13 protein-coding genes are annotated in these 20,072 nt (G+C 47.6%); all 13 read right to left on the bottom strand.

Annotation, left to right across the window (positions count from 1 at the left end):
- Positions 1-10 precede the first annotated feature (10 nt).
- The 13 genes from parE to AC3WQ3_RS14900 all read right to left on the bottom strand — a co-directional run bounded on the left by parE (position 11) and on the right by AC3WQ3_RS14900 (position 19,906).
- Positions 11-1,990 carry a DNA topoisomerase IV subunit B gene (gene parE / locus AC3WQ3_RS14960; RefSeq protein WP_127540398.1) on the bottom strand — a complete coding sequence of 660 codons (1,980 nt, stop codon included), beginning with the start codon at positions 1,988-1,990 and terminating at the stop codon, positions 11-13.
- Positions 1,991-2,066: 76 nt separating this feature from the next.
- A complete protein-coding gene (locus AC3WQ3_RS14955) occupies positions 2,067-3,056 on the bottom strand; it encodes an ABC transporter permease (protein WP_095292704.1) in 990 nt (329 codons plus the stop codon).
- Positions 3,049-4,014: an ABC transporter ATP-binding protein gene (locus tag AC3WQ3_RS14950; RefSeq protein WP_492472637.1), complete on the bottom strand. Its 966-nt coding sequence runs from the start codon at positions 4,012-4,014 to the stop codon at positions 3,049-3,051. Before AC3WQ3_RS14950 ends, AC3WQ3_RS14955 begins: the two co-directional genes overlap by 8 nt.
- Positions 4,014-4,880, bottom strand: a complete 867-nt coding sequence (locus AC3WQ3_RS14945) for a GDSL-type esterase/lipase family protein (protein WP_492472636.1) — start codon at positions 4,878-4,880, stop codon at positions 4,014-4,016. Before AC3WQ3_RS14945 ends, AC3WQ3_RS14950 begins: the two co-directional genes overlap by 1 nt.
- A gap of 235 nt (positions 4,881-5,115) precedes the next feature.
- Positions 5,116-5,862, bottom strand: a complete 747-nt coding sequence (locus AC3WQ3_RS14940; RefSeq protein WP_492472635.1) for a CAP domain-containing protein — start codon at positions 5,860-5,862, stop codon at positions 5,116-5,118.
- Positions 5,863-6,317: 455 nt separating this feature from the next.
- Positions 6,318-6,776 (bottom strand): GNAT family N-acetyltransferase, encoded by a 459-nt coding sequence (locus AC3WQ3_RS14935; RefSeq protein ID WP_492472634.1) that lies wholly within the window; start codon positions 6,774-6,776, stop codon positions 6,318-6,320.
- A complete protein-coding gene (gene purT / locus AC3WQ3_RS14930) occupies positions 6,766-7,953 on the bottom strand; it encodes a formate-dependent phosphoribosylglycinamide formyltransferase (RefSeq protein WP_154895694.1) in 1,188 nt (395 codons plus the stop codon). The genes AC3WQ3_RS14935 and purT overlap by 11 nt, the downstream gene beginning before the upstream one ends.
- A 252-nt stretch (positions 7,954-8,205) precedes the next feature.
- Entirely contained in the window at positions 8,206-9,228 is a 1,023-nt protein-coding gene (locus AC3WQ3_RS14925) for an NAD(P)/FAD-dependent oxidoreductase (protein WP_492472674.1), read from the bottom strand.
- 62 nt (positions 9,229-9,290) lie between these two features.
- Positions 9,291-10,280, bottom strand: coding sequence for an ABC transporter substrate-binding protein (locus AC3WQ3_RS14920; RefSeq protein ID WP_492472633.1), 990 nt, complete (start codon positions 10,278-10,280; stop codon positions 9,291-9,293).
- Between the two features lie 131 nt (positions 10,281-10,411).
- A complete protein-coding gene (locus AC3WQ3_RS14915) occupies positions 10,412-12,061 on the bottom strand; it encodes an AraC family transcriptional regulator (RefSeq protein ID WP_492472631.1) in 1,650 nt (549 codons plus the stop codon).
- Between the two features lie 282 nt (positions 12,062-12,343).
- The gene (locus AC3WQ3_RS14910) at positions 12,344-14,194 is read right to left on the bottom strand and encodes an ABC transporter ATP-binding protein (RefSeq protein WP_336780778.1); all 1,851 of its coding nucleotides are present in this window, start codon (positions 14,192-14,194) and stop codon (positions 12,344-12,346) included.
- The gene (locus AC3WQ3_RS14905) at positions 14,191-15,963 is read right to left on the bottom strand and encodes an ABC transporter ATP-binding protein (protein ID WP_336780777.1); all 1,773 of its coding nucleotides are present in this window, start codon (positions 15,961-15,963) and stop codon (positions 14,191-14,193) included. Before AC3WQ3_RS14905 ends, AC3WQ3_RS14910 begins: the two co-directional genes overlap by 4 nt.
- Positions 15,964-16,231: 268 nt before the next feature.
- Positions 16,232-19,906, bottom strand: coding sequence for a dynamin family protein (locus tag AC3WQ3_RS14900; RefSeq protein WP_492472630.1), 3,675 nt, complete (start codon positions 19,904-19,906; stop codon positions 16,232-16,234).
- Positions 19,907-20,072: the final 166 nt, after the last annotated feature.

Below are 20,072 nucleotides of genomic sequence, written 5' to 3'. Positions count from 1 at the left end.
CAAGCACCTTCTATTCTTCGTACTCTGTAAAGTCGACGTTCTCTACAATCCAGCGTTTACGCGGATCGACCTTATCACCCATAAGTGTTGACACACGGCGCTCCGCTTTGGCAGCATCTACAATCTCCACCTTGAGCAGCGTCCGTGTCTCCGGATTCATCGTCGTTTCCCACAGCTGGTCCGGATTCATCTCACCCAGACCTTTATAACGTTGAAGTTCGACGTTGTTTCCAAACTCCTTCATGTAATTCGCCAGCTCATCATCCGTCCAAGCGTAGCGAACACTTGCCATTTTACCGGACTTGCGGGTGAGCTTATACAATGGCGGCTGTGCAATAAACACTTTACCTTGGTCAATCAGAGGTTTCATATAACGGTAAAAGAAAGTCAGCAGCAGCACCTGAATATGTGCCCCATCCGTGTCCGCATCGGTCATGATTATGATTTTGGAATAATTGCTGTCTTCAACGGCAAATTCAGTCCCAATCCCCGCTCCGATTGCAGCCGTTATCGCACGATATTCCTCGTTTTTGAGGATATCCGCCAGCTTTGCTTTTTCCGGATTGAGTGGTTTTCCTTTCAGAGGCAGTATGGCTTGAATCTTCGAATCACGCCCCTGTTTGGCCGAGCCTCCCGCGGAATCACCTTCAACAATAAACAGCTCGTTTCGGGTAAAATCCTTGGATTGAGCCGGAGTCAGCTTGCCATTCAGATTGGAACTTTCACTGCGCTTTTTGCCTGTACGCATCTCGTCACGGGCCTTGCGTGCAGCTTCTCTTGCCTTCGAGGCCTGAACCGCTTTGCGAATCAACGTCTGAGCCACCTGCGGGTTTTCTTCCAAAAACCGCTGCATGTTCTCCGAAACGACCGAATCGACCGCACTTCGAGCGGAAGCGCTACCGAGTTGATCTTTCGTTTGTCCAACGAATTCGACTTCGGACATTTTTACGCTGATGACAGCCATCATGCCTTCTCGCAGATCATTACCCTCAAGATTTTTATCTTTTTCCTTAATCATGTTGGTACGTCTTGCATAGTCGTTCATCACACGGGTATACGCCGTCTTGAATCCGGTCTCATGTGTACCGCCGCCCCTGGTCGGGATCGAGTTAACAAACGAAGCCAGCGTTTCGGTATACCCTGCGTTATACTGGATTGCCACTTCCACCTCGATGTCGTCCTTCTCCGCATAGAAGTGAATGACATCATGCAGCACATCTTTATTTTCGTTCAAATACGCAACAAACTGGCTTGCTCCGCCTTCATACATATACTCATCCTGATTGCCTGACCGTTCGTCTTTCAGAACAATTTTCAGGCCCGAGTTCAGAAATGCAATTTCCTGAAGCCGTTCTGCCAGTGTATCATAGTTCAATTGAATGCCATTTTGGAAGACTCGTATATCGGGTTTAAACGTTACTTTGGTCCCTGTCCGATTAGTATTCCCGAGTACTTCGAGTCCCGTTACCGGCTCTCCAACATGTTCGACACCCTTTTTGTCCTGCCAATATTCAAAACGTTGACGATGAATCTTGCCATCACGGAAGATTTCGACTTCAAGCCACTCTGACAAAGCGTTCGTAACCGAAGCTCCTACGCCATGCAGTCCGCCTGATTTCTTATATCCTGATCCACCGAACTTTCCGCCTGCGTGCAAAATCGTAAACACGACCTGGGGAGTAGGAATCCCTGTTTTATGTATACCTGTCGGAATTCCCCTTCCGTTATCCTGAACCGTAATAGAACCGTCCTTATGCAGCGTGATATCGATTTTGGAGCAGAATTTGGCGAGATGCTCGTCGACAGCGTTGTCCACAATTTCCCATACCAAATGATGCAGACCTGAAGTACTGGTGCTGCCGATGTACATCCCGGGCCGTTTCCGAACCGCTACCAGTCCTTCAAGTACTTGAATGTCGTCCGCGTCGTAGCCTGAAGACCCTTGTCCTCCGCCTGTCGAACCTGCCGACATATCGATTTGCTCGACCATTCATGCTCCCCCTTCTTAACTTGCAACTGAAAAAATACCTAAAATGCAAACAGATGTTTTCTTATCCTTGTCCATTTTAATTCAAGATATCCCGTTTCGTAAAGACAAGGAATGACACAATGAGTGAGGCAATGCCCCAAACACTAAGCACAATAAGGGAAAAACCCAAATTCATTCCTTCAATCGGTGGCAATCCGCCGGACAAATAATCCGGAAGTTCCAGATTAACCATGAACAGGTATTTGGCTGACTGCCAAGAGGCAGCCATATTCGTGAGAATGGTTCCTGCGATAAGCGCAGCCATCATAATAACAATACTTGCAGCCGTGCTGCGAACCAGTACGGATACCATGAAAGCCAGAATGGCCACAATGACGCTCACAAACCATATCAATCCAGCCTGCATGAGAAGATACAGCCATTGATCCACGGCGTGTACGGCAGACAGATCCACATCTGTACCCACAACCTTGAATCCGGTAAAGATCGGCATGCCGAAACCTTTATATCCGAATACTGCACCTGATATAACGTAACAGATAATATACGCAGATACGACGATTATAGACACAAACATAATCAGGGTGACCAGTTTGCTGAGCAGTACCTTCCAGCGTTTGACCGGACGAGTCAGCAGCATCTTGATGGTACCTGTTGTGCGCTCACCCGACACCAGATCCGAGGCAATGGCCATAATAAGCAGTGGAATAAACAAGCCAACGGCATTATTCATGAATTCCCGGGTAAAGGTTACACCATTGGGCTCCTCTGGATTCACATCATTTTCCAGATAATATTGCATCTGCTGGATATAAACCGTGCGGTACTTTTTATATTCCTCAGGCACCCGGTCGCTGCCCAGTGAATTTTGATTATCCGTGATTGCCTGCTGAAGTTCAAGTCTCCAGTCGCCACCAAACTTGTCGCGGTTATTTTCCGCAGATTTCATCTGAGCATACGTAAACATCGGAACCAGAACCGCAAGTACAATAAATATAATATAAAGACGTTTCTTCTTCACCATCTTAATCGTTTCATTTCGGATGAGCGGCATGATATTACTCAATGGATTCACCTTCTGTCATCTTTAAGAATAATTGTTCCAGTGTCGGCTGAACCCGCTGTACACCTTCAACCCGAATCCCTGCCTGTACCATCTGATTCACTAGACCCGATATGCGATCCTCGTGCATTTCAGCAACAACCGCATTGGATCCAAGCCCTGCGATAATGGTATCATCCATCACCTCGGCAGGGCGATCCACTAACGCAATACCTGCGTCAAGCAGCATTTTTCTGCCCTCCTCCAGAGGTGAGAGATGCCAAATGGCGAATTTGGAGTGATCTTCAATTAATTCATCTACGCCTCCAACGGCAAGAACGCGGCCTGCACTTATAATCGCAACCCTGTCACACAGAAGCTGAATTTCACTCAACAGGTGACTGCTGACAAATACAGCCATCCCTTCGCTTGCAAGTTGTTTGATAAACACCCGAAGCTCCTTAATCCCTTTGGGATCAAGTCCGTTGGTAGGCTCATCCAGAATCAGCAGACGTGGGCGTCCAAGCAGGGCCTGGGCGATACCCAACCGTTGGCGCATGCCTAACGAATAGGTTCTCACTTTATCATGAATTCGTTGATCCAGACGGACAATATCCACCACTTCCTGAATACGTGCGTGATCAACACCAGGCTGCATCCGGGCAAAGTGCTCCAGATTCTCCCAACCTGTCAGGTATGTATACACCTCCGGATTTTCCACGATGGAACCGACATATTGAAGAGCACGCTCAGGATCGCGATTCACATCGTAACCACAGACTTTAATATTGCCTTCTGTCGGTTTGATCAGATCAACGAGCATCCGGATGGTTGTTGTTTTCCCCGCTCCGTTCGGGCCGAGAAAACCAAAAATTTCTCCGGGCTTCACTTCAAAAGTGACATCTTTAATAATCCATTTGCGTCCTATTTTTTTCTTAAGATGCTGCACAGACAGTACATAATCGCTCTGCGGCTCTGCCATTAGTACGTGCTCCCTTCTGCCGGTGTTTCAGCCTGATATTCCTGCGCGATCCGAACCGCAATCTCCTCGTATCCTGCACCATTCGGGTGAAAGTGATCGGATGAGAGATACTCGCCCAGATGATTTTCAAACAGATCAAAGGTGGGTACAAGCGTCATCTTATCCTCTTGGTTCAAGATTTGGAGCGCAGCATCATTCCATGCAGCTACAACCGCATTACCGGGAACCTCCAGCTCCTTCACATCACCAAAGGGGTTGTATAAACCTATGTACGCAATCTGTGCTTCCGGATTGATCTCCTTAACTTTCTTCAAGATTTCCTGGAGACGCTTGGACGTTTCAGGCAATGCTGCAGCCAGCTTTTCGGCGGTCGGCGGATCCTCACCCTGCAATACCTGTCCACCCTGAAAGAGATCATTAGCTCCGATGGACAATAAAATAAAGTTGGACTGCTGGAGTACATAGCGTACACCCTGTTCATCCAGTTTACTTAGTAATGCATCCGTTCTCAGGCCATTGACTCCCAGGTTGTTCAAAACCTGAACATCATGTCCCTGTTCCTTTAAAATATTCCCTGCACGCCTTACAAAGCCCAGTCCTTCATCATCCCCCGTGCCCCTAGCCAGAGAATCACCAATAACGGCCATTCGAATCTTACCATCATCAACTGGAGCTGCAGGTTTGCTGGCCTCATCAGCCGGTGTTTTCGTCGACTGCCCGGTCCCTAAAGCTGAATCCCCCTCAGGATAGATGACGTCTTTTATGGCATAACCAAAACCGAATAATAGCAGAAGCGTTGCCAAAATGGACACCGTACTGATTGTTCTCCAGATCCATGGTGCTGAATCAAGGGTTTTTCTTTTCATGCATCACATCTCCGCTCATGTACACCTGGTTGGGTGCTTATAATTTAAAATGGTTTTACATTAAGATGACGCTTTTTCTAAATAACATAAATGTTCTGTCGTTAATTTGCAAATTTTGCCGCTCTATTCTTTTTTAATTTTATAAATGGAAAAAGGCTATGCCTCACACAGATTTCGCTGCGCGGACATAACCTTTTTCTTTGATTTAAATCTGAACGTTATTCATTCAAATGACTTATTTGCCGATAAATTCTTGAGCCCAGTAACCGTTGTAGTACCCAACACCGATTTGAGTAAAGTTTTTGCTCAGGATATTCGCACGGTGTCCTTCACTGTTCATCCATGCAGTAACGACTTCCTGAGGCGTTTTTTGACCTTTGGCGATGTTCTCACCAGCATAGCTGTAAGTTACTCCAAATTGTTTCATCATATCAAAGGGAGAACCATACGTTGGTGATTGGTGATCAAAATAGTTGTTGTTGCTCATGTCTTTTGCTTTGGCAAGAGCGACTTTATCCAGAAGTGCATCGGATGCCAGTGCGCTCAGACCTGCTTTGGCACGCTCAGCATTCACCAGCTTTACGACCTGTGCTGCGAAATCGGATTGAGCCGACTCACTACCACTGTTGCTTGTGTTGTTACCTGTATTACCTGTGTTGCCAGTGCTTCCGCTGTTCTCCGGTTTTTCCGTTGGTGCAGGAGCCGGTTTCTCTTCTTGAGTTGGTTGAGACGGTTTGGCTGTTTCTGGTTTTGTTGTTTCTGGTTTTGTTGTCGGTTGTTTAACAACCTGACCATTCGATACCGTAATTCCGTTATCCTTCATCCACTTTTCAAGCAATGTTTTCAGGCTAGTTGCATCCGTAAGTTTAATTGTGGCTTTATATGTGGACACTTCTGCCGCAGAAGCAGGGAGCATAATTCCTACAGCCAGTACAGCTGTCAGACTTCCAGCAACGACGGTTTTCAACAAGTTCTTTTTCAAATTCATTCATCTCCTTGAAAATTAATTAGTTACAACTTTGTAATCAATACTCTAGCAGTATACCAATTCATACGAGTGATGTGAACCTATAAATTATGGAAGAGTTACTTTTTTGTAATCTTTAGCTTCGTTTCAAAAGCATCAAACTGGTTTAAATGTTTAAGTCACGCTTTAAGGACATGAACCTATTTACGTAGGTGCAGTTGGATTATCGTTTTGCTAGGTACCAAATACATGATAACCTCATTGCCTGTCCCAATTGTATAAGGCTTAATAGTTTTTTCATGCGAACAGCCTACTAAACTATCATATATGAAAACCATCCTTTAAGGGGCGTCCTTATTTAACCAAAAAAAAAGACATCCGGAATAAATACATCTTGTCCGAATGTCTCGAGTTACCTGTACATCAACGACCTGGTTGAGGAGTAGGTACCTTGTTTTGAAGAATCTTTTCTATAGAAGGACTTTACTGAAACGATATCCTCTCTTTTGAAAGCCAATGTGCTCATAGAAAGAATACGTTGATGAAGCAACTTCACGATTCGCACCGGTGACAAACAATTGTTTCCCACCTTGCTGTCTGCCCCAGTCCTCAGCACGAGCCATCAGACGACGGCCAATTCCGCCTCCACGGTACTCTTGCCCTACAATCAAGGACGTAATTTGAGCGGCAGGTTCTGGATAGGCATGACTTTGCACACATTGCAAGCCGATCATACCAATAATTTGTTCATCCACTTCGGCAACAAGCATGCACGCGTTTGGATTACTCTCCAAACCTTCAATGCGCTCTTTCATAACATTGGCTGTTGTCGGATAGCTGACCTCTCGCATCAGTCCCGTTACCGCTTCAGCATCTCGCAGTTCACACTCTCGGATCGTCAGTACAGGGACCTGGGCATTATTGGACATGATTTACCTCCACTTTCAGCATATTTGCGGCTTGAACCGCCGTTTTTCGAGCTTCTTCCACATCGTGACCAGCACTAAGTGCCACAGCCATCCGGCGTCCCACTTTGACCTCAGGTTTGCCAAATACACGAACCTGCGTACGTGGAAGAGCCAGTGCTTCTTCAATCCCGCCTATAGTAAAGTCGGATGTTTCATGATTGGCCTTCAGCGTAGCTGAGGCTCCAGGTGTAAGCAGATGTACATCTGTTACAGGGAAACCCAGAATTGCACGCACATGCAGCGCAAACTCGGAGCTATCTTGCGTTACCATGGTAACCATACCTGTATCATGCGGACGAGGTGATACCTCGCTGAACACAACACCGTCCGAAGTCAAGAATAGTTCGACACCGAACAGCCCATAACCACCTAACTCATCGGTTACAGACTTGGCAATATGACAAGCTTGCTCCCATTGCTGCGGAGTCATTGCATGCGGCTGCCAAGATTCGACATAATCTCCATCCTTCTGAATGTGACCAATCGGAGGACAAAATACAGTTCCTGATACAGATCTTACGGTGAGCAGCGTTATTTCACTGTCAAATTTCACAAAGCTCTCCACGATGACACGTACAGATTTGCCGCGAGCTCCAGAAAGAGCGATATTCCAGCAATTCTCCACGTCATCCGGCGTGCGGCATACACTCTGCCCTTTACCGGAAGAACTCATCAATGGTTTGATCACACAAGGTGTACCCAGTTCACGAACGGCTTCTTGAAGCTCTTCCAAGTTGTTCGCAAATAGATAGGCTGCTGTCGGAAGTTTCAATTGTTCTGCCGCCAAACGCCGGATGCCTTCGCGATCCATGGTTAAACGGGCAGCACGTGCCGTCGGCACAACACAAAATCCCTCTTCTTCAAGCTCCAACAAGGCTTCTGTCGCAATCGCTTCGATCTCCGGTACGATGTAATGAGGTTTTTCCTTGCGGATCAATTGTTTCAAAGCTTCGGCATCTAACATGTCGATGCAGTAAGACCGGTGTGCTACCTGCATGGCAGGTGCATTGTCATAACGATCAACAGCGATCGTTTCAACTCCCAGTCGATGGGCCTCAATAACGACCTCTTTTCCCAATTCTCCGCTACCCAGCAGTAGCATTTTTTTGGCTTGAGCCGTAAAAGGAGCACCCCACATGTTCTTTCCAATCCTCCCAAAGAGAAATCTTCTATATCTGTCTCTCTATTTTCGGGGTTTTGGTTAAAGATTGCAAGGGTGCTCCCTATTTTTCTTGTGAATTTTACAAGATTTTTTGTGTTTTTTCGATCAATTTTTACAATTACCGTTCACAGATTCGATACTCTTTCCATTCCTCCCAAAATCAAGGATGTGATTGTAATATTGATCAGAGATCGTCAATGAACCTTATCTTGCCTTCTTCCCAAGAGTTCAGCAGCCTGTAATGTGCCGATTTTTCTCTCGGAAGATGTCATTATGTGAAGAAACATAGGCCATCTTGGGCGCCTTCGGATTCAAGTACTGTTTCGCACTGTTTACTGCCACAATCGCATCATTAAAAGCTCCGGCAATCAGTCGTACTTTACTCTCATGGGTTGCACAATCTCCTGCCGAAAAAATACCGGGTATGTTGGTCTCTGCAAGATGGCTCATTGCAATCATACCTTCGCTCATCTCCAGACCGCAACGGGCAATGTCACTTACGTGGCTTGTATACCCATGATTAACCACGACTTCATCTACTTCGAGCAAATCATTCTCCCCGGTGTCTACGTGAGTTATAACCACCTGATGTATGCGTTCCCCATTCCCCTGTAACCGTGTAATTTGATAAGGTGTACGCACATCTGCTATGTCTTTCATGTGTTTCACGTTTCGTTCCATGGCGCGAAATTCCGTTTGACGGTGAACAACCGTTACTGTTTGAGCTTGTTCCGCGAGTTCGATAGCCCAGTCAACAGCACTATTGCCTCCTCCCGAGATCAACACATGTTTACCCTTAAATCGTTCCGGATTTTGCACCGTATAATGGAGATTGCTCCGCTCATATTCACTGGCTTCTTCCATGTCGAGTCTTTGAACTTCAGCGATTCCTCGACCTATTGCGATAATAATGGATCTTGTATAATGCAACTCGCCATCGTCAGTATGCATGGCGAATAGTCCGCTGTCCAGACGAGTGAATCTGTCTACACTACGCTTCAACACAACAGTCGGTTCAAAAGTGGTTGCCTGCTGGACGAGCCACTCAATCAATCGGGAGCATTTCATAGGTGGCACTCCGCCCACATCCCATATCGTTTTATCCGAATAGGTATGCAGAAACCCACCAAGCCGATCTTTGCCTTCAATCAGTTTCACTTTCATTTCGCGCATACCCGCATAGAAGGCCGCATACATGCCTGCAGGGCCGCCGCCAATGATTGTCACATCATAAATGTCTTCTTCATGCATTTCGGACACATCCGTTCTGGTTTTATCAATCGAATGCAGCTCTGGCAATAATACCGTTAACCTTATTTGTTTTTCTCCTTAAAAGCAGCAACGATATCATCAATCACATAACTGTTGGCAAGCGGAGACATTCCCAGATTGAACCATTCCTTTCCACCGACCATATAGACATGATCATTCTTGACCGCCTTTAGATTCTTCCACAGTGAGGTGGTTAACATCTCGTCAAACCTGCTTTGTATTTCCTTGTTCGTCTCATCATCCAGTTGTACGATCAGATGATCTGCATCGTATTCGGGCAATACTTCCAAGGATACGGACATTGCATTTTCTGATTCAGGAAAGTTAGGGAGCGGTCTCAAACCCAACTGCTTATGGACGAATCTTCCCCGATCAATGCTCTCGCCATGTAATATAATTTCCTTCTCCATCACTCTGATGTACAGCACAGTCTCGTCACCAATCAGGGTGTGCAGCGTTTCGGCGCCTTGTTTCTCATGCTGCTCCAAGGTTTGCATCACCTGTTCGGCCTGCTCCTCTTTTCCCAGAATCGCTGCTATCCCACGCAGTTCATCCCGCCAGTCATCTTGCTCTGGCAGCAGCACGGTGGGAGCAATCTGCGATAGCTGATCATAGTCCTTTTTCGACCACCAGACAGGAGCAATAATCAAGTCAGGGCCAGCATCAAGAATCGCTTCAAAGTCAGGTGTTCTTGCTATGCCCATCTTCAACGTATTGGAGAATGGCTCTTGCAGATATGCGGGAAACTCGGAATGATAGTTCTGCACAGCCACAGGTACGATACCGAGTGCATATAACAACTCCGGGTATACAACCGACAGAGCGATTACCCGTTGTGGTGATTCTGGTATAGTAATGTCGCCCATCTCAGTGTGGACCACTTTAACCTTGTCAGCTCCTGCTGCTGATGGATGAGACGCTCCTGTTTCTTGTGCTTCACTTGAAGACACCTTCTGACTGTTCGGACTACAGGCGGAAATCATAAGTAAAATCAAAATTGCACACACCACTGTAAACCCTTTGAACTTCACTTCGTATGTACCCCCTATATGTCAATGAGATGTGATAATGATTGATTAATAATAATTATCATTATCATTTAGATATAGGAGTAGTATATTAAATTTCGTTCCTGCATGATATTGACGATTCGGACTTTTTGCTATGGACGATCTTGCCAGAGCTTTAATATCTCATCCAGCATCAGTTCATGAGTAAACGCAGTGTAATCCAGCAGAACGCTCGGCATGAGTATATCGATGCATCCATTTTGGACTGCTGTCGTATCATTCCATGCTTCAGAGTTTTGAAGAGCGCTCCACGTTTGTTTGGACTTTTCATCTTCTTCCACGATCAACAGCATTCTATCTATTGAGAGCTTCGACAGCTCAGTAACTTTCAGTGTTCCCAGCTCCCATAATGCCTCTATTCCTTCAGGACCGTTCATTTGCATGTCCACATAAAATACAGAAGCTATGCTCCTCGGCCCCAGCACCTGCAGCACTTCGTCATGGACTCTCAGTACAAGAAGCCGTTCTTCTCGAATGTTGCCTGCAAGCTGTGTTCTAACCATCGCTGACTTCTCATCATATCTTTGCAGCCACACCTCCGCAATATCCGATCTGTCCAAAAAACGCGCAACATATCTCAGGTGATCCCGCCAATCCCCCTTGTCCTGCGGAATGATGCATACAGGCGCAATGGAACGAAGCTGATGAGCCAAAGTGTCCGACATTTCTCCCTCAACGGTGATGATATAATCCGGATCAACCATGCGAAGCTGCTCCAGCCAGATGGCTTCCAACTCAGCCAGCGGTATGACTCTGTCCGTTTCATATTTGCGTCTGTAATAATCAGTCCATGGATGACTTGCCTTTGCGGCACAAGGAATAGTCTGCAAGGCAAGGAGAGTTCCTATGCTCAAGGAATGAACAGCTGCTATTTTTTGCTTGCTGGCCTGTATAAATGCTGCTGGTGGAATACCCGAGATTTGCTTGAATTTACGACGGAAGTACATTTCATCCGGATAGCCCACATATGACGCAACATCCTTGAGTCGATGATAGTGATCGTTTCTCATTAAAATCTGAGCTTGCTTGATTCGGAAAAAGGTCAAATAGTCCATCGCACTGCAACCATATCTTTTTTTGAATAGGCGCATGAAGTGACGAGAGCTCATTCGTGCAACGGTCGCCAGCTCCTGAATCGTTATTTTGTTCATATAATTTTGTTCGATGTAGTCCTTCACATGTTCTATGGGTGAAGCGGAAAAACGCTCTTCTGCTCTTAACACATCGTTGAACATTGTATGCAGTAATTCCTGAAAACGAATTTGACCATCATACCTTTGCAGACCATTCTTACTCAGCGCTTGCTTATAGATCGTCTGACAGAGCACACGAGCCGCAACCGTCGAAGCACACATGACCTCAACGTTGAACTGATCCCCCAAAAGCTGCTTCATAATATCGAGAACTGCGTAATCACTTTGTTCCTCCAAGTGCATCACTTCGAAGTTCATATGATACACCCCTCTCTCATCCAGTGAATGGACATTTGCCTCAACCAACTGCCCAGGCAGTCCGATGTACCACGCTCCTGCGCGCAATTCAATAAATTTGCCATCTACTGTTAACCAGCCCTGTCCACTAGCCATAAACAGTAACATATATGTGTCCAGGAAGTGTTTTCTCAGACACCAATTTCTTGCATAATCGCTTGTGTCAGGTTGATCCACATGTATGAGCTTAAAGTGAAGATGATCCAGTTTGTCAAAACGTTTTAATTGGATTTCGCTATGTACTGCTTGCATCGTTCTCCCTCCAGCCGTCCCGATACGTTTTTTCGGTAATCCTTAAAATATAACACAGTTCCGTGAATGAACTAAGCGCCAGTAGGAGCAGCCATACACGTTCCTCTTCGCAAAAGGCCCGCACAGCACCTTTTGAATAATAAAAGACACTCCGGGCATTCCTATTTCCTGCCTTCAATGAAACCATTTGCTTATCTTGAAGGAAAACCAGGGTTATAGGGTGCTGGAGTGTCATATGCATCAGTCACAAAAATCTAAAGCATACATAAGCCAGAATTCATTTTATAAAAATTTGTATTGCGCTTCGATGAGACCATTATAAACGCCTTGTTTCTGAATAAGTTGCTCATGGTTTCCTTCTTCCTTGATTTCACCGTGATCGAGCACAATAATGTTATCTGCATTCCGGATCGTCGAGAGTCGGTGAGCGACCATGAAAGAGGTTCTGCCTTTAAGCAGCACTTTCAGTGCTTCCTGAATTTTGAGCTCTGTCTCGGTATCAATGCTTGCTGTTGCTTCATCCAAAATAAGAATCCGTGGATCCGCGAGCAAGGCACGGGCGAAGGACAACAGCTGCCGTTGTCCCATGGACAGCACGTTTCCTCTTTCTTCAACCTCCGTATCATATCCACCAGGCAGCTTCATAATAAATTCGTGGGCATTGACCGCCTTCGCAGCCTCCTCCACTTCTTCATTTGTTGCATCCAGTCTACCAAATCGAATATTGTCTCGAATCGTTCCGGAAAAGATAAAGGTATCCTGCAAGACAATGCTTACCTGACTGCGCAGACTCTCAACCGTAATATCCTGTATATCATGGCCGTCAATCGTTAGTCTTCCTCCGGAAATATCATAGAAGCGGCTAATCAGGTTGATAATTGTACTTTTTCCTGAGCCGGTGTGACCAACCAGTGCAATAGACTCCCCTGCTGCAGCCTTAAAGCTGATTCCCTTAAGCGCCTGCCTGCCTTTCTCGTATTCAAAAACGACATTGTCAAAAACGATATCGCCTTTAATAGAAGGAATCGGCTTCGCACCCGGTTTGTTAGCAATGCTTGGTTCCTCATCCATGAATTCGAAAATGCGTTCGGAGGAAGCCATGGCTACCAGCAATTGATTGTACATCTGACCCAGACGGTTAATCGGATCCCAGAAGTTACCGACATAGTTGGCGAAGGCTACAAGCAAACCTACAGTTAACTGACCATCTTGAATCAGGTAGGCACCAAACCAGAACAGGATCAATGTACCGAAACCGCCGGTAATTTCAATAAGCGGTCCAAAGCCCTGGTTCATGGCTGATGCTTTGTCCCATGATTTTTTGCTGGACATATTCATGTTGTCAAAGTATTTCATGTTTTCTTTTTCCTGTGTATACGCCTGAGTCACACGGATCCCCTGAATGGATTCATTCAAGTGGGAGTTGATGCGGGAGTTCTTCATGCGTACATCCTGCCAGGCACGACGGATCAATACGCGCAGCTTGGTGGAGATAATAAACATGATCGGTACCGTAATAATAACGGCAAGGCCGAGTTTCCAGTTGATAAGCATCAAAATAACGATAATTCCCAATAACTGCACGCAGTCGATCATGACGTTGACTGCACCATTGGTGAACAAATCCTGTAATGAGTTGATATCATTCGTGACACGAACGAGTACGGACCCCGCCGGTCTTTTGTCAAAAAAGTTAAAGGACAGTTTCTGAATATGTTTGAACAGATCCGAGCGAAGGTCATAAATAACCCGCTGTCCTATAATATTGGTTAATTTGATCCGGTACGTATTGGCAGCCCATTGAATGAGATACAGCAGGAGTACCGAACCCCCAATAATATATAACAGGGTCATGCTTGGCAGTCCACTCTCCGGTGCTATGGCTCTGTCAATCGCCAGACTGATCAAGAAAGGAACCGATAATTTCGTGATCGTACCCAAAATCATCATCAATATGATCAGCGGCAGAAGCTGCCTTGCGTAAGGTTTCATATAGCCGAACAAACGTCCAAATTCTTTCCAGTTAAACGGTTTCTCTATGATCTCATCGTCCTGATAGACGAATCGTTCATTTATATTCTTTTCAGAGGTCCCTTTGACCTCGCGCCTGTCTGCTACCGTTTCGGCACTCATGAGTTCACCTGCTCCCCAGCCTCCCGCTTGCCGCGGGCGATGTAGTCTGCGTATTGAATTTTGTAAACATCCTGATATGGTCCAGGTTCTTCAATAAGACGTTTGTGTGTACCGCGCTGAACGACACGCCCTTCATCCAGTACCAGGATCTCATCTGCATGTCGCAGTGATGATATCCGGTGTGCAATGATAAAGGTTGTTCTACCTCGCATAACTTCCTGGAAACCGGACTGGATCTCATGCTCGGTCTCCATATCGACCGCACTGGTCGCATCGTCAAGTACCAGAATTTTCGGATTTTTGAGCAAAGCTCTAGCGATCGCAATCCGCTGTTTCTGACCCCCGGACAGGCCCATGCCTCGTTCACCAACAACCGTGTCATATCCGTCCGGAAACTCCATAATGAAATCATGTGCTTTGGCCAGCTTCGCTGCCCGAATAATCTCATCCATGCTTACATTTTTGAGACCATACGAGATATTGTTGCGTATGCTGGAGGAGAACAGGAACGTTTCCTGAAAGACGGAAGCGATCTGGCTGCGCAAGCTGCGTATCCCCATGTCCTTAATATTTTTGCCATCCAGCTTGATGGTTCCCGAATTCACGTTATACGCACGCATCAAGAGCTGAATAATGGTGGACTTACCGGAACCTGTGCCTCCCAGGAAACCGATAACCGTACCCGGAGGTGCATCAAAATTGATATCGGTTACGGCCGCCATTTTATTGCCATACGCAAAGGTTACGGAATCAAACGTTACATGCCCCTTAACCTGATCAGCCTCGACAATGATTGGATCTTCTGTCTCCTGCACGTCCACCGGTGTATTCAACAGTTCCAGCACCCGTTCGCCAGAAGCTTTGGATTGTGTATAGTTATTGATATGGAATCCAAGGTTCCACATAGGTCCGATTATGTACCAGATCAAACTGAAAAAGGCAACGAGTTGACCAAGTGACAACGTTTGATTAATAACCATTCTTCCTCCGATGACCAGAAGGAGTACAACGCTTACAGAAGCAAGAATTTCCATAATGGGAAAATAGCGACTCCACAATGTTGCAGCATGGATCTGATTCGTTTTATAACGCTCGTTGCGTGTGGAAAACTTCTCCACTTCGTAAGGCTCACGTGCAAAGGATTTTACGGTACGCACTCCAGTGATATTTTCCTGTACGGCTGTCGTCAATGAACTGAGCGCCAGTCGCATCTCCTGGAATGCAGGGTGGATCTGGGATTCAAATCTTAGCGCAACAAAGGCAAGCAGAGGAATACATATGAGTGTCAGCAAGGTAAGCTGCCAACTCATCGTCATCATCATAATTGCGCCGAATACGACCATCAAAACCATGTTGAGAATCTGTGCAAAGCCAAATCCGATAAAGTTGCGGATGGCTTCCAGGTCTCCCGTGAGGCGGGACATCAGATCACCCGTCTTGGCCGTATCATAATACCGGAAGGATAAAAACTGAAGCTTTTCGTAACATGCGTTACGCAGTCGGTACGCCAGGAAGTTACCAAGGCGTCCTCCATAGAATCCGTGTAAAAACTGCATTCCCGCTTTCAAAATCACAACACCTAACACGGTTAAAGCAAGTATGGGAACGTCTTCAAAATTGCGCGGTATAATTACATCATCAATCAGTACCCTGAGCAAATTCGGATACACCAGCCCGAGCGCAGTCGCTATGGCGAGGAACAAGATTGATACAAATAAATACGTGCGCTTTTCCCAAAAAAAGGTTTGCAGTTGCCTGAGAACATCCATGTTTCTCCTCCTCTTGTCTCGTTCAAAAACGGTATGAACATTTATGAAGTTTATCACCGTCCCCCATTCGCGGCAAAGCGAATAACTGACCATATTCAGGCTACTTTCTCCTTAATGCGTCATTAACAGGAATAAAAGACCACCTATCAATCAAATGTTTGAATATTCTCTTTGTTTCAGGTTGTTCGGACAAAAAAAGGCTCCCTGGTTGACCTGGTCGGTCAGGAGCCTTTTTGCAGATACATATGCATACACTCTACGTGTATACTTATTCGTGTACGAATTGCTGCACTTGGGCTGAAAGACTGTGCCATTCCTCTGCTGGAACGCCACTTGTCAGTGTCTCATTCAATGCGGCAACAGCTTCTTTCAGTCGATCTTCCAACTGGCTGGCTTGATGCTGCAATGACTGGTGCAGTTGGGCATCATAGAACTGGACCAGTTTTTCCTGTGCAGCAGGAAGAGCGTTAGCCACCATTTGTTTGATAACCGGATCGAGCGCTTCCTGGAGTCGTTGTCTCCCCTCACCTTCAAAGAATTGCTTCGGGTTACGGAAGTAACTGAGATACGTTTTCCATCCTGACGGTACCTCCAGCCGGATTTCCTCGAGCACAGGTGTACTCCAGTTCTCATTATAAGCAAGCGAAAGATCCATTCCGCCTGATCGCTCTTTAAGTTCCTGAACGCAATCATCGATCTGCCTCATTAACCAGCACTTCCCTGCCTGCTCCAATCGGAGTGTCGTCGCAAGCAATTCCTGTTCCAGCTCTACAGCGATCATACGCAGCAGTTCTCGTCCGCATGCTGCAAATGCACCTTTTAGATTACCACGGTCTTCCCGCAGAACGGAAGGATGGAACGCTTCTGCCATAAAGAGCCCCAGTCGATAACCCAGCCGCTGTCTGACATGAAAGAGCAATTCAGCCGTCTCCTGAGCAAGCTCTTCTCTCATGGAGCGCTCGGCAAGGGTTCGGATTCGCACGAGAGACTGATCCATGACAGCATCCAGTTCCTGCCTCCGCTGCTGCAGCACTTCTTCACTCTGAACTGCATCGTGGGCACGCTGATCTAACCGCTGGATAACCCTCGACAGCTCTTCGGCAGCACCACCAACCGCAAGGTCAGCAAGTTCTGTGCCAGCAAACCGATTGAACTCTTCCTCAAAACGAAGGAAACCCGATTGCTCAAGCATGTCCGCATCTCCCGTGCTTTTGCCTTCCATGGCAAGCAGGCTGGAAACCGGAAATAACCGCGGGGCCCGAATCCCATTCGTTCGAAGCTGCGTACTGACATGCTCCAGTACCTGTTCAAGTTCATCTTCGGATGATGATAAGTCACTGGCATTCACCACGAAGAACATCTGGTCCATGGCCGAGCTGTCTTTCACCCGTCCCAGTTGGTTGAGAAACTGTCGATCTCCCTGAGAGAAAGCATGGTTGTAGTAGGTTACAAAGATAAGCGCATCCGCATTCTTCATATAATTGAATGTAACACCCGTATGACGGGCATTCACCGAATCGGCCCCAGGTGTATCGACCAGCACAATGCCTTGTTCGGTAACGTCACAGCTGTAGTACAGATCAATGCTGTCGACAAAGCAGGATTTCCGTTCATTGGCCACAAAATTTCGGTATCCAATAAGGTCTACCTGAACATCTTGACCAAGCTGATCCATCGTGTCATCCCAGCCTGCAGCTGCTGCCTGCAGGAAGCTGTAGTGCGGCCGTCCTGCGGGATGTACATCTTGGGGCGATAAGGACTGGACCCGTTTCTGCCAATCCGCTCCCGGTTCGCCCAATCCAAGCAAACGGAAGGAATAGGCCAGATCTTCCTGAAACGCGGCCAGGGTCTTCATGCGGACCCGGGCCGTTCCATGCTCCGCGCCTCCGGCCGGAGCCATGATCCGGTTAATCGCCGCTGTCGTTGGATGCGGCGATACGGGGAGTACAGCTTCGCCCAGCAACGCGTTGGCGAAGGAGGATTTGCCGGCGCTGAAGGCTCCGAACAGCGCCAGGGTAAACGTGCCGCCCGCAAGCGAAGCCGCGCGTGCACGCAGATCCCTTACCGCCGACCCCATGGCGGGGTACGGCTCTACCAGCGCAGCAGCGGCTTCCAGCCGTGCCGCAGCTGCGTCCAGGCGCCGGCGGCGCTGTGCGCCAGCCGCCGGTTGCATGTGCGCCGCAGCTTTGCGCGGCGGCGCTTCTGTCTGTGGCTGCGCAGCCACAGACGCGGATGTGCCCGGGTCAGAGCCGTGAGCTTCGCTCGGCTCTTGCGCGGGCACATGCGGGCCCTGCACCTCCGGCAACAGCCCGGAGGGGAGAGGGCCCGCAGGAGGCAGCAGGCTGCGCAGCCCTGCTGCCTCAGCGGCGGCGGCGCGCTGCAGCGCCGTATAGCGCGCAGCCGCCGCGGATTGCGCCAGCACCGCTGCGCGGCTGGCGTCCAGCGCCTGAAGCGCGGCTTCGCCCTGCGCGCCCAGCGCCTCAAGCATCCGGTCGACCAGCATCATGGCCGACCTGCGGTAGCGGGCCTCAATCTCGCCCCGCACCTCCTTGCTGAATTGAAGCACATACTCGGGAGACACCTCTGCGCCAGCGCTTCGTTTCATCTCCAACAGTGCTTCATCCAGAACAGGCAGTTCAGTATTCAATGCCTGTTCCCAGTCCGGGCTCCACAGCTGATGGGCTTCTCCCAGCTTCCGAAGCATGGTGCGAATATGCACTTCCACTTGACCCGAAGTTTGATCCTGCAGCATTTTAACGAGCTCAGCTGCACGGCGCTGCTTTTCCTGTTCGGTCTTCCCACCTGAGAAAAGCAATCCTACCCGAAATCCAGGTTTCCGGCTCTCAAGATAGGCTGCGGCCGAAGTACGGATATCTGCAGGAGTGAGGTTGGCATTCGATAACAGGGACTCCAGCTCCCCCCGGAACTTCTCACGCTCCCGTGAGGGCTTGGCACGAAGCTCGTCTTCTTCAGCCTTTAACTTATCCAGCTCTCGTTCAAGTCGTTCAATGCCTTCCTGTCCTCCGATTTCGTCCAGCAGAGCTGCCTCTTCGTCCTCTCGCCGTTCAGCCTGTCTGATGATGTGCTGCTCGGTGATATGACTGACCGAACTTGCAAGACTATGACGAATGAGTGCTTCCTTCTCGTTTAACATGTGTTGAATCAAATCAGGGAGCACATTCCATTGGTTATAACGATGATCCTTATCGCGAAGCGAAGTGAACAAGAGCCCATCATATCTGACTTCCCACGCGTCAAAAATCGCCTCTACACCTTTCACATACTCGTCAAACGCTAGCTCACGTTCCCTATGCTTATCAATCTGATTCACGATGAGAAACAGCGGCTTCCCCCAATCCGATAGGCTTTTGGCGAAAGACAAATTGCTCTCAGACTGAACATGGTTATAATCCATCACATAAAAGACCACATCAGCAAGGTGAAGCGCCGAATGTGTTGCCAAGCCATGCCCCCGGTCAGTCGAGTCCACACCTGGTGTATCCAGAAGCACAGCGTCATCTGCCAGCAAAGGGATATCATCCCACACTTCAATGGAACGATATGCACCACCATTCTTGCAGTACTCTTCCAGTTGCTCAGGAGAGACTTCAAGCGGATCTGCGAGTACTTTCTGATTGTCAGCGCTTTCGTTAGCTGCCGTATAAATCAGCGCTCGCGGCGCGCCATTACGAATGGACACCACATTGGCACTTGTCGGCACAGGGCTTGATGGCAGCACCCGTTTCCCACATAAACTATTGATCAAACTTGATTTTCCTGCAGAGAAGTGTCCACAAAACGCGATTGTCAATTGCTTCATCTCTGCCTTGCTCATCAGATCTGTTAACGCATGTACAGCAGTATGGTCCTCTGTCTGCTCCATTGCCTTGCGCAGCGAAAGCAGTGGTTCAGCCAATTCTACTGGGTAATCTGTTCTGGTCATGTCTGGCCTTCCCCCTGGCTCCTCTTTATTGTACCTGTCATGTCTTTATCTCATAATAAATGTATTTTAACATTAGACAAACCGAATTTGAACGGTTTCGTTCATTTAAAGCTAAGCGTTACAGAAAGAAAACATCATTTTTACTTAAAAAAAATAAAACCGATCT

Source organism: Paenibacillus sp. FW104-T2 (assembly GCF_058789975.1).
This window is presented reverse-complemented; position numbering and strand designations above follow the sequence as displayed.